Here is an 11380-nt window from a genome sequence, read left to right on the forward strand (position 1 = left end):
GGGAAATTCTAAACTCTCGCCATGCCGAAAGCCATCCTCCGTGAAATGGGCCTTCGCGACGGGCTGCAAAGCGTCGCGACCATCGTCCCCACCCAAGCCAAGATCGAATGGATCCGCGACGCCTATGCGGCAGGCGAACGCGAGATCGAAGTGGGCTCGTTCGTGCCCGCGCGCCTGTTGCCGCAGCTGGCCGACACCGCCGAAGTGCTCGCCTTCGCGCAGACGCTGCCCGGCCTGAAGGCCAGCGTGCTCGTGCCGAACATGAAGGGCGCCGAGCGCGCGATGGAATGCAAGGCCGCATCGATGCTGCTGCCGCTGTCCGCGAGCCACGAACACAGCCTGGCGAACATGCGCAGGACACCCGACGAGGTGGTCGCCGACATCGCCCGCATCCGCGACGCGCGCGATGCCGCGAAGTCGCGCACGGAGATCGAAATCGGCATCAGCACGGCGTTCGGCTGCACGATCCAGGGCAAGGTCGAAGAAGACGAAGTCGTGCGCCTGGTGAAGGCCGTGCTCGACGAAGGCGTCGACGCGGTCGGCCTGGCCGATACGGTGGGCTATGCCGACCCGGCGCAGGTCAAGCGCCTCTACGAGAAAGTCCTGAAGGTCGCGGGCGGCAAATTGAACTGCGCGCACTTCCACGACACGCGCGGCCTGGGCCTGGCGAACTGTTTCGCGGCGTGGGAGATGGGCATTACACGTTTCGACGCCTCCATCGGCGGCATCGGCGGCTGCCCGCACGCGCCAGGCGCGAGCGGCAACGTCGCGACGGAAGACGTCGTGTACATGCTCGCGAGCATGGGCGTGGACACCGGCCTCGACTTCGACAAGCTCATCGACTTGCGCGGCAAGGTGGGCAGGTGGCTCGCCGGCGAATCGCTGCACGGGAACATCTGGCGCGCCGGGCTGCCCAAGACGATGAAGGAGACCGCACATGCATGAGCAAGCCAGGGACGTGCCGCAGCCCCTGAAGGGCCTGCGGGTGGTCGAGTTCACCCACATGGTCATGGGCCCCACCTGCGGCATGGTGCTGGGCGACATGGGCGCCGAAGTGATCAAGGTCGAGCCGGTGGCCGGCGAGAACACGCGCCGCCTGCTCGGCGCGGGCGCGGGCTTCTTTCCCATGTTCAACCGCAACAAGAAGAGCATCGGCCTGGACCTGCACAAGCCCGAGGGCGCGGAGCTCGCGCGCAGGCTGTGCGAGACGGCCGACGTGGTGATCGAGAATTTCAAGCCCGGCACGATGGTGAAGTACGGGCTGGACTACGCCACCATCAGCAAGACCAACCCGAAGGTGATCTACGCGAGCCACAAGGGCTTCCTGCCCGGCCCGTACGAGCACCGCACGGCGCTCGACGAGGTCGTGCAGATGATGGGCGGGCTCGCGTACATGACCGGCCGCCCCGGCGACCCGCTGCGCGCGGGCTCGAGCGTCAACGACATCATGGGCGGCCTGTTCGGCGCGATCGGGGTGCTGGGCGCGCTGGTGCAGCGCGGCATCACCGGCAAGGGCATGGAGGTGCAATCGGCCCTGTTCGAGAACAACGTGTTCCTCGTCGGCCAGCACATGCTGCAGTACGCCGTGACGGGCAAGCACGCCAACCCGATGCCCGCGCGGCAAAGCCCTTGGGCCATCTACGACGTGTTCACCGTGAAGGACGGCGAGCAGATCTTCCTGGCCGCCGTGAGCGACGCGCAGTGGAACGTGTTCTGCGACGCGTTGGGCTTCGGCGACCTCAAGGCCGAGCCGTCGCTGGCCACGAACAACCAGCGCGTGGTCGAGCGCCCTCGCCTGCTCAAGGCGCTGCAGGAGCGCCTGGCGCTGCGCAGCGCGGACGAGATCGCGGCCATCATGGAAAAGGCCGGATTGCCCTTCGCGCCCATCCGCAAGCCGGAAGACCTGTACGATGACGAGCACCTGCTGGCCACGGGCGGCCTCGCGGACGTGAAAGTCTCCGACGGCCCCAAGGCCGGGGAGACCGTCAAGACCACCCTGCTTCCCTTCACCATGGCCGGCGCGCGCCTGGGCGTGCGCCTCGATCCGCCGCGAGCGGGCGAACACACCCAAGAGCTGCTCGAGGGACTGGGCCTGGACGACACGCGCATCGCGCACCTGCGCACGAGCGGCGTGGTCGGCTGACCGAATTCACACAAAAGGAGACATCCAACATGAACCGCCGCGACTTTTCGCTAGCCACCCTCGCCACGCTCGCCGTGCCGGCCGCCCTCGCCCAGTCCGACGTCGTGAAATTCATCCTGCCCAACGCCGTGGGCTCCGGCGTCGACACGATCACGCGCGCGGCCCAGCCCGCGCTGTCGAAGGCGTTCAACGCCTCGGTGGTGGTGGACAACCAGCCCGGCGCCGGCGGCGTCGTGGGCCTGCAGGCCCTGGCGCGTGCGCCCGCGGACGGCAACACGCTGGCCATCGTGTCGAACAACGTGGTGATCTTCCCCAGCGTGCTCAAGGCGCTGCCTTTCGACATGCCCGGCGACTTCACGCCCATCGCGGTCATCGGCGCCACGCCGATGGTGCTGGTGGTCAACCCGCAGAAGATGCCGGCCAAGGACGCGAAGGAATTCTTCGCGCTGCTCAAGGCCAAGCCCGACGGCTACAACTTCGCTTCCGGCGGCAACGGCACCATCCTGCACCTGGCCAGCGAAATGGTCCTCGACGCCGCGGGTGTGAAGGCCAAGCACATCCCCTACAAGGGCGTGGGCCCCATGGTCACCGACCTCATCGGCGGCCAGGTGGATTTCGGCACGGTCGCGCTGCCCAGCGTGCAGGGGCAGCTCAAGTCGGGCCAGCTGCGCGCCATCGGCCTGCTCACGCCCCAGCGCACGGCGGCGGCGCCGGACATCCCGACCTTCGCCGAACAGGGCCTGAAGGACTTCTCGCTGGACGCCTGGTTCGGTGTGCTCGGGCCCAAGAACCTGCCGCCCGCGCAGGTGAAGCGCGCGCACGATGCGGTGGTCGCCGCGTTCGCCGACCCGGCAGTGAAGGAAGCCATGGCCAAGCAGGGCAACACCATCAACATCAGCACGAGCGAGCAGGCGCAGATCGCGTTCAAGCGCGAACTGCAGCGCTTCGCGGCGCTGGTGAAGAAGGTCGGGCTCGAACCCCAGTAAGCGGATTTGAAATCCGGCGCTCCTGCGCCTATGGTGGAACTTCCGCCAACCAGGAGCGCACCATGGCCAGCTACGTCGTTCTCGCGCAGTTCACCGAACAGGGCATCCGTGCCGTGAAGGAAACCGTCAGCCGGGCCGACGCGGCCAAGGAGGCGGCGTCGAAATTCGGCGCGAAGATGAAGGACATCTACTGGGTGCAGGGCCAGTACGACCTCGTCACGTTCATCGAGGGTGACGAGCAGGCCGTGACGGCCTTCGGGCTGGCGCTGGCGAGCCAGGGCAACGTCAAGTTCCAGACGCTGCGCGCCTTCTCGCGCGACGAGATGTCGGCGATCCTGAAGAAGGTCTAGGCCTCAGCCGCGCTGGGCGCGGTCCTTGGTGTTCTGTGCCTCGATGCGTTCGCGGGCGGCTTGCCAGTCCGCGTCGGTCCAGCTGCGCAGCTCGTAGAAGTTGCCGCCGGTGGCCAGCGCGTTGCCGCCGTCCATCATGATGGCCTGCCCCGTGAGCCAGTCGCACTGGCCCGGGGCCATGAGAAACGCCGCCAGGTTCTCGAGCTCGCTCATCTCGCCGGGGCGCGCCATCGGGTTGCGCTCGCGGCTGCGCGCGCCCGGTTCCTCGCCGGGGTTCAGGCGCTTGCTCATGCCTTCCGTCGGGATCTCGCCGGGGCCCACGGCGTTCAGGCGCACGCCGAACTTCGCCCACTCGATGGCGAGCGACTTGGTCATCACCTCGATGCCCGCCTTGCTCATGGCCGACGGCACGACGTAGGGGCTGCCGTTGTCGACCCAGGTCGTGATGATGCTCATGACGCTGCGAAACGGCTGGCCGGGCTTCCATTCGCCGGCCTTCGCCTGCGCCACCCAGCGCTTGCCCACGGCCTGCGTCACGTAGAAGGTGCCGTGGAAGACGATGTTGGCGACGGCGTCGAAGCCGCGCGGCGACAGCATCTCGGTGGGCGAGATGAAGTTGCCCGCCGCGTTGTTGACCAGGCCCGTGAGCCCGCCCCCCTGCCACAGCGCTTCGACCATGTCCTCCACGGCCTGCGCCACGCGGATGTCCACGCCGAAGGTGTCGATGCGCCGCTGCGGGAACTGCTTGCGCCATTCGGCGGCGGTTTCGTCGCAGACTGCCTGGCGCCGGCCGCAGATCGCGACGTCGGCGCCCAGGGAGAGGAAGCGCGTGGCCATCGCGCGGCCGAGTCCGGTGCCGCCGCCCGTGACGAGGATGCGCTGGCCCTGCAGGAGGTTCGGTGCGTACATGGCGTCTCCTTCGGTGAAGCCGCCATGATGCACCAGCCCGCTAGCGGCGGCGTTCGCGCCGCCAGGCGTTGAAGTCTTCGGTCGACTTCGGGTCGGTCGGCGGGTACAGGCCGAGGATGCTGCGGCCCTTGCGCACTTCCTCCGTCACGAAATCCTCGAAGGCCGTCATCTCGTGCGCCTCGTTCGCGACCTCGTCGGCGATCTTCGCGGGGATGACCACCACGCCCTCCTTGTCGCCGACCATCACGTCGCCCGGGAACACCGCGACGTCGCCGCAGCCGATGGGCACGTCGATGTCCAGCGCCTGGTGCAAGGTGAGGTTGGTCGGCGCGCTGGGGCGGTGGTGGTAGGCCGGGAAGCCCAGCTCCGCGATCTCGGGCGAGTCGCGAAAGCCGCCGTCGGTGACGACGCCGGCGCAGCCGCGCACCATCAGGCGCGTGACGAGGATGGCGCCGGCCGAAGCGGCGCGCGCGTCCTTGCGGCTGTCGATAACCATCACCGCACCGGGCGGACAGGTTTCCACCGCCTTGCGCTGCGGGTGCGCGCGGTCCTGGAACACCGTGATCGGGTTCAGGTCCTCGCGCGCCGGGATGTAGCGCAGCGTGAAGGCTTCGCCCACCATGTTGGGCAGGTTGGCGTTGAGTGGGCGCACGTCCTGGATGAACTGGTTGCGCAGGCCGCGCTTGAAGAGGGCCGTGCACAGCGTCGCCGCGCTCACGCCCATCAGTTTCGCTTTTGTTTCGGGATTCAGGGCCATCGCATCGCCTCTCAGTAGATCGCGGGCTCGTCGACGGGCGCGCCGAAGGTGGTTTCGAGGTAGTCGAAGTCGCAGCCGGTGTCGGCCTGCAGGATGTGCTGCGTGAACATGTAGCCGTAGCCGCGCTCGAAGCGGCGCGGGAGCGGCTGCCACGCGGCGCGGCGCTTGGCGAGCTCCTCGTCTGTCACGTGCAGGCGGATGCTGCGGCCCGGCACGTCGACCGTGATCGTGTCGCCCGTCTTCACCAGCGCGAGGTTGCCGCCGACGTAGGCTTCGGGCGCCACGTGCAGCACGCAGGCGCCGTAGCTCGTGCCGCTCATGCGCGCGTCGCTGATGCGCATCATGTCGCGCACGCCCTGCTTCACCAGCTTCACGGGGATCGGCAGCATGCCCCACTCCGGCATGCCAGGGCCGCCTTGCGGGCCGGCATTGCGCAGCACCAGCACGTGGTCCTTCGTGACGTCGAGGTTCGGGTCGTCGACGGCTTTCTTCATGGCTTCGTAGTCGTCGAACACCAGCGCCGGGCCCGAGTGCTTCAGCAGGTCGGGGCTGCAGGCGCTGGGCTTGATCACGCAACCGTCGGGCGCGAGATTCCCGCGCAGCACGGCCAGCGCACCCTCGCGGTAGATCGGGTTCGACAGCGGCCGGATCACGTCGGTGTCGTACACCTCGGCGCCTTCGAGGTTGTCGCGCACCGTGCGGCCCGTCACGGTCATCGCATCCAGGTGCAAGAGCCCGCCGTCGGCCAGCGTCTTCATCAGCGCGCGCATGCCGCCGGCGTAATAGAAGTCCTCCATCAGGTACTTCTGGCCGCTCGGGCGGATGTTGGCGATGACCGGCACCTTGCGCGAGAAGGCGTCGAAGTCGTCCAGCGACACCGCGCACTCGCCGCCCGCACGGCGCGACATCGCGACCAGGTGGATGATGGCGTTGGTGGAACAGCCTTCGGCCATCGCCACGGTGATCGCGTTCTCGAAGTTCTTGCGCGTGAGCAGCTTGGCGGGCGTCAGGTCCTGCCACACCATCTCGACGATGCGGCGGCCGCACTGCGTGGCCATGCGCTGGTGGTTGGAATCGACGGCGGGGATGCTCGACGCGCCCGGCAGCGTCATGCCCATGCCTTCGGCGATGCCCATCATCGTGGCGGCCGTCCCCATCACCATGCAGGTGCCGGCACTGCGCGCGATGGAGCCCTCGATCTCCATCCACTGCGCCTCGGTGATCTTGCCGGCGCGGCGCTCGTCCCAGTATTTCCAGCTGTCGGAGCCGGAGCCGAGCACCTGGCCCTTCCAGTTGCCGCGCAGCATCGGCCCCGCCGGCAGGTAGATGCACGGCAGGCCCATGGTGATCGCGCCCATCAGCAGGCCCGGCGTGGTCTTGTCGCAGCCGCCCATGAGCACCGCGCCGTCGATGGGGTGCGAGCGCAGCAGCTCCTCGGTCTCGATGGCGAGCAGGTTGCGGTACAGCATCGTCGACGGCTTGACGAAGGGCTCCGACAGCGAGATCGCCGGCAGTTCCACCGGGAAGCCGCCCGCCTGCAGGATGCCGCGCTTGACCTCCTCGGCCCGCTCGCGGAAGTGCGAGTGGCACTGGTTGATGTCGCTCCAGGTGTTGACGATGGCGATGACGGGCTTGCCCTGCCAGTCGGCATGGTCGTACCCCATCTGCATCGCGCGCGAACGGTGGCCGAAGGAGCGCAGGTCGTCGGGCGCGAACCAGCGCGCCGACCGCAGCTGGTCGTAGGTGACACGGGTCATCTCATTCTTCCTTGATGCCCGCGGTCTTGATCACCTTCACCCAGCGGTCGTGCTCGGCCGCGACGAACTGCGTGTAGTGCGCCGAGCCCTGGGGCGGCACGACGAAGCCCTGCGACTCCATGCGCTGGCGGATGGCGGGCGACTGCATGGCCGCCACCGCCGCCGCTTCGACCTTGTCGACGATGGGCTTGGGCGTGCCCCTGGCCACCGACAGGCCCGACCACGACAGCGCCTCGAAGCCCTTGAAGCCCGATTCGTCGATGGTGGGGACGTCGGGGTACAGCGGGTTGCGCTGCAGGCTGCTCACCGCGAGCGCGCGCAACTTGCCGGCCTTGACGTGCTGCAGCGCGACGTCCTGGTTGATGAACATCAGGGGGATCTGGCCGCCCAGCATGTCGGTCATCATCGGCCCGCCGCCGCGGTAGGGGATGCCCACCATGAAGATGCCGGCGGTCTGCTTGAGCAGCTCCATCGCCATGTGGCCCGAAGCCGCCGGGGTGTAGCCGTAACTGAGCTTGCCGGGGTTGGCCTTGGCATAGGCGATCAGGTCCTTGAACGTCTGGAAGGGCGTGGACGGGTGCACCACCAGCACGTTGGGACCGCTGTGCACGTGCGTGATGTGGATGAAGTCCTTCTTCGAGTCGTACGCCACCATCTTGTTGATGCCGTGCGCCACCGCGTTCTGCCCCACCCCCGTCTGGATGAGCGTGTAGCCGTCGGCCGGCTGCTGCAGCGCGCGCGTCATGCCGATCACGCCGCCCGCGCCGCCGACGTTCTCGATGACGACCGGCTGCTTCAGGTTCTTGCCCAGCTCGTCGGCCAGCATGCGCGCCATGACGTCGCTGGTGCCGCCGGGCGGGAACGCGACGATCAGCTTGACCGGCTTGCTGGGGTAGTCCGCCTGCGCGAAAGCGATGGACGGCAGTGCGGCGGAAGCGGCGGCCGCGGCCAGGAACGTGCGCTTGCGCATGCGGGTCTCCTTGTGAAGCTCCTAGTATCTGTGCGGCAACCGGATGAGCCAGCGTAGGAAAACACTTACGCGTGACCGCGCAACGCTGACACGCCGCGCTCGCTAATGCCGGGCAAGACTGGGTCATGCGCCACCAAGGCGTTGTCACCCAAAGGAGATACACATGAGCGACAAGAATCCCGCGAACAAGGATCCCATCACCGGTGCGCCGGGCGCGCACCCGGCAGGCGTTGCAGGCGGCGCGGCCGCCGGTGCCACGGCCGGCGCGGTCGTCGGCTCCGTCGCCGGGCCGGTAGGCACGGTGGTCGGTGGTGCGATCGGCGCCGTCGCCGGCGGCCTGGCCGGCAAGGGTGCGGCCGAGAGCGTCAACCCCACGGCCGAGGACACGTACTGGCGCAGCAACTACGACAAGGCGCCGCACTACAAGCCCGGCTACACCTATGACGACTACGCACCGGCGTACCGCACGGGCTACACCGGCTGGGAGCGCGCGCAGGCGTCCGGCGAAACGTTCGACACGTACGAGCCCAAGCTGCGCGACGAGTTCGAGCGTTCCAAGGGCAAGTCGCGGCTGAACTGGGAAGAGGCGAAGGGCGCAACGCGCGACGCCTGGCACCGGGTCGAGCGCGCCATCCCGGGCGACGCCGACAAGGACGGCCGCTAGGGCCTAGTGCTGCTGCGGCGCGGGAGTCACTTCCCAGTGCTGCAGCACCCTGTCGTGCGCGTCGACACTCTCGAGGCGCACGCGGAAGCCCCACAGGCGGGCGACGTGCTTCACGACCTCCTCGGCGCTGTTGTCCAGCGGGCGGTCGTTGTCGCGCGTGTGGCGCAGCGTCAGTGACCTGTCGCCGCGCAAATTCACGTTCCACACCTGGATGTTCGGCTCGCGCCAGTTGAGGTCATGCTGGCGCGAGAGCGATTCGCGCACGCGGCGGTAGCCCGTGTCGTCGTGGATCGCCGACACCTCCAGCTCCTTTTGCGTCGCGTCGTCGACGATCGAGAACAGGCGGAAGTCGCGCATCAGCTTGGGCGAGAGGTACTGCCCGATGAAGCTCTCGTCCTTGAAATGGCGCATCGCATAGTCGAGCGTCTTGCGCCAGTCGCTGCCCGCGATGTCCGGGAACCAGTCCTTGTCTTCCTCGGTCGGGTTCTCGCACATGCGGCGGATGTCGCAGAACATGTTGAAGCCCAGCGCGTAGGGGTTGATCCCGCTGTAGCCGGGGTGCCCCACCGGCGGCTGGAACACGACGTTGGTGTGCGACGACAGGATCTCCATCATGTAGCCGTCGGTCAGCAGCCCCTGGTCGTACATGTCGTTGAGCAGCGTGTAGTGCCAGAACGTGGCCCAGCCCTCGTTCATCACCTGCGTCTGCCGCTGCGGGTAGAAGTACTGCGCCACCTTGCGCACGATGCGCACGATCTCGCGCTGCCACGGCTCCAGCAGCGGCGCGTTCTTCTCGACGAAGTACAGGATGTTCTCCTGCGGCTCCTCGGGGAAGCGGCGCTGCTCCTTCTTGCGCTCCTTGCTGCCCCGGGAGGGCAGCGTGCGCCACATGTCGTTCACCTGCTGCTGGAGGTACGCCTCGCGGTCCTTCCGGCGCATCTCCTCCTCGACCATCGAGATCTTCTGCGGCCGGCGGTAGCGGTCCACGCCGTGGTGCATGAGCGCATGGCAGGCGTCGAGGATTTCCTCCACCGCGTCGAGCCCATGGCGCTCCTCGCACTCGGCGATGTAGCTCTTGGCGTACACGAGGTAGTCGACGATCGAGCTCGCGTCCGTCCACATGCGGAACAGGTAGTTGCCCTTGAAGAAGGAGTTGTGCCCGAAGCACGCATGCGCCATCACCAGCGCCTGCATGGGCATCGTGTTCTCCTCCATGAGGTAGGCGATGCACGGGTCGGAGTTGATGACGATCTCGTAGGCCAGGCCCATGTGGCCGCGGCGGTAGCTCTTCTCGCTGGAGATGAACTGCTTGCCGAACGACCAGTGGCGGTAGTTCACCGGCATGCCCACGGACGCATACGCATCGAGCATCTGCTCGGCCGAGATCAGCTCCAGCTGCGTCGGGTAGGTGTCCAGCCCGTACTTCTCGGCCGTGCGGCGGATCGCCTGGAAGTACTCCTCGATCAGCTCGAAAGTCCAGTCCGAGGGTGCGTCCAGCCGCTTGCCCTTTTTCACGACGTCGTCGGGGACCGCGCTCATGCCGCCACCCCCACCGGGTTCTTCTTGAACAGGTCGCGGAACACCGGGAAGATCTGCGCCGGCGTCACGATCTTCTGCATCGCGAAGTTGAGGTTGCCGTCACGCACGCGCGTGTACTCCTCCCAGAGGTTCTGGTCCTCGTCGGCCACCTGCACGTAGGCAAAGTAGCGGCACATGGGCAGCAGCTTGGATTCCAGCAGCTCGCGGCACTTGGACGAATCCTGCTGCCAGTTGTCGCCGTCCGACGCCTGCGCGCCGTAGATGTTCCATTCGGAGCCCGAGTAGCGCTCCTTGATGATCTCGTGCATCAGCGTCAGCGCCGACGACACCACGGTGCCGCCGCTTTCGGTGGCGTGGAAGAACTCGTCCTCGGTCACTTCCGCGGCCTGCGTGTGGTGGCGGATGAAGACGACGTCGGTCTTCTCGTAGTGGCGCGAGAGGAACAGGTACAGCAGGATGAAGAAGCGCTTGGCGAGGTCCTTGCGCGACTCGTCCATCGAGCCCGACACGTCCATCAGGCAGAACATCACGGCCTTGCTGGTGGGCAGCGGCTCGCGCACGCGGTTGCGGTAGCGCAGGTCGAACGGGTCGAGGAAAGGCACCTTCTTCAGGCGCAGCTTCAGCTCCTCGATCTCGGCCTGCAGCTTCGCGATCTCGGTGCCGGGCGCGTCCTTCTCCTGCATCTCCTCCAGCAGCTGCTCGAGGCGGCGCAGTTCCGGGCGGGCGTCGCCGCCCATCGCGATGCGGCGGCCCAGCGCGACGCGCATCGAGCGCACCACGTGCAGGCTGGTGGGGTTGCCTTCGGAGATGTAGCCCGCGCGGCGCGACTTCCATTCCGGCACGTCGGCCAGCAGTTGCGTGCGGATCAGCCGCGGCAGCGCCAGGTCGTCGAAGAAGTAGTTCATGAACTCTTCGCGCGAGATGCGGAAGGTGAAGTCGTCCTCGCCCTGCCCCTCGTTCGAAGCGCCGCGCCCCCCGCTGCCGCCGCCACCGCCCTGCGGGCGCTGGATGCGGTCGCCCTTGACGTACTCGCGGTTGCCGGGGTGGACCATCTCCCGCGTGCCGCCGGGGCCGTGGTGGAAGATGGGCTCGGTGACGTCGCGCCTGGGCAGCGAGATGTCGGTGCCCTGCTCGATGTCCTTGATGCTGCGGTCGCCGACGGCCTTGCGCACCGCATCGCGGATCTGCTCGCGGTAGCGGCGCAGGAACCTTTCGCGGTTGCCGATGGACTTGTTCTTCCCGGACAACCGCCGGTCGATCACCTGGTGGAGCATGGCGCGCTCCGGCTTGGGAAGGGACGTCACG

11 protein-coding genes are annotated in these 11380 nt (G+C 67.6%); 5 read left to right on the plus strand and 6 right to left on the minus strand.

Annotation, left to right across the window (positions count from 1 at the left end):
* The first annotated feature begins 21 nt into the window (after positions 1-21).
* The 4 genes from WG903_RS15610 to WG903_RS15625 all read left to right on the plus strand — a co-directional run bounded on the left by WG903_RS15610 (position 22) and on the right by WG903_RS15625 (position 3479).
* On the plus strand, positions 22-945 hold the full coding sequence (locus WG903_RS15610) for a hydroxymethylglutaryl-CoA lyase (protein ID WP_340077065.1): 924 nt from the start codon (positions 22-24) through the stop codon (positions 943-945).
* Positions 938-2143 carry a CaiB/BaiF CoA transferase family protein gene (locus WG903_RS15615; protein ID WP_340077067.1) on the plus strand — a complete coding sequence of 402 codons (1206 nt, stop codon included), beginning with the start codon at positions 938-940 and terminating at the stop codon, positions 2141-2143. The genes WG903_RS15610 and WG903_RS15615 overlap by 8 nt, the downstream gene beginning before the upstream one ends.
* Before the next feature lie 29 nt (positions 2144-2172).
* A complete protein-coding gene (locus WG903_RS15620; protein WP_340077069.1) occupies positions 2173-3129 on the plus strand; it encodes a Bug family tripartite tricarboxylate transporter substrate binding protein in 957 nt (318 codons plus the stop codon).
* Between the two features lie 62 nt (positions 3130-3191).
* The gene (locus WG903_RS15625) at positions 3192-3479 is read left to right on the plus strand and encodes a GYD domain-containing protein (protein ID WP_340077071.1); all 288 of its coding nucleotides are present in this window, start codon (positions 3192-3194) and stop codon (positions 3477-3479) included.
* A 3-nt stretch (positions 3480-3482) separates the two neighbouring features.
* Here the strand turns inward: WG903_RS15625 and WG903_RS15630 are convergent, their stop codons facing one another.
* From WG903_RS15630 to WG903_RS15645, 4 genes are read right to left on the minus strand one after another with little or no spacing between them, the layout of a single operon-like run.
* A complete protein-coding gene (locus tag WG903_RS15630) occupies positions 3483-4388 on the minus strand; it encodes an SDR family oxidoreductase (RefSeq protein WP_340077073.1) in 906 nt (301 codons plus the stop codon).
* Between the two features lie 40 nt (positions 4389-4428).
* On the minus strand, positions 4429-5139 hold the full coding sequence (locus tag WG903_RS15635) for a ribonuclease activity regulator RraA (protein ID WP_340078257.1): 711 nt from the start codon (positions 5137-5139) through the stop codon (positions 4429-4431).
* Positions 5140-5156: 17 nt separating this feature from the next.
* Complete coding sequence (araD, locus tag WG903_RS15640; RefSeq protein WP_340077075.1) at positions 5157-6902, minus strand: L-arabinonate dehydratase; 1746 nt, start codon at positions 6900-6902, stop codon at positions 5157-5159.
* A gap of 1 nt (position 6903) precedes the next feature.
* The gene (locus tag WG903_RS15645; RefSeq protein WP_340077077.1) at positions 6904-7872 is read right to left on the minus strand and encodes a Bug family tripartite tricarboxylate transporter substrate binding protein; all 969 of its coding nucleotides are present in this window, start codon (positions 7870-7872) and stop codon (positions 6904-6906) included.
* A 163-nt stretch (positions 7873-8035) separates the two neighbouring features.
* On the opposite strand from WG903_RS15645, the gene WG903_RS15650 reads away from it, so the two are divergent.
* Entirely contained in the window at positions 8036-8536 is a 501-nt protein-coding gene (locus WG903_RS15650; RefSeq protein WP_340077079.1) for a hypothetical protein, read from the plus strand.
* Between the two features lie 3 nt (positions 8537-8539).
* Here the strand turns inward: WG903_RS15650 and WG903_RS15655 are convergent, their stop codons facing one another.
* The gene (locus tag WG903_RS15655; protein WP_340077081.1) at positions 8540-10075 is read right to left on the minus strand and encodes a SpoVR family protein; all 1536 of its coding nucleotides are present in this window, start codon (positions 10073-10075) and stop codon (positions 8540-8542) included.
* Positions 10072-11349, minus strand: coding sequence for a YeaH/YhbH family protein (locus WG903_RS15660; RefSeq protein WP_340078258.1), 1278 nt, complete (start codon positions 11347-11349; stop codon positions 10072-10074). The genes WG903_RS15655 and WG903_RS15660 overlap by 4 nt, the downstream gene beginning before the upstream one ends.
* Between the last annotated feature and the right edge of the window lie 31 nt (positions 11350-11380).

The sequence above is a fragment of the Ramlibacter sp. PS4R-6 genome, from assembly GCF_037572775.1.
GTDB lineage: Bacteria > Pseudomonadota > Gammaproteobacteria > Burkholderiales > Burkholderiaceae_C > Ramlibacter.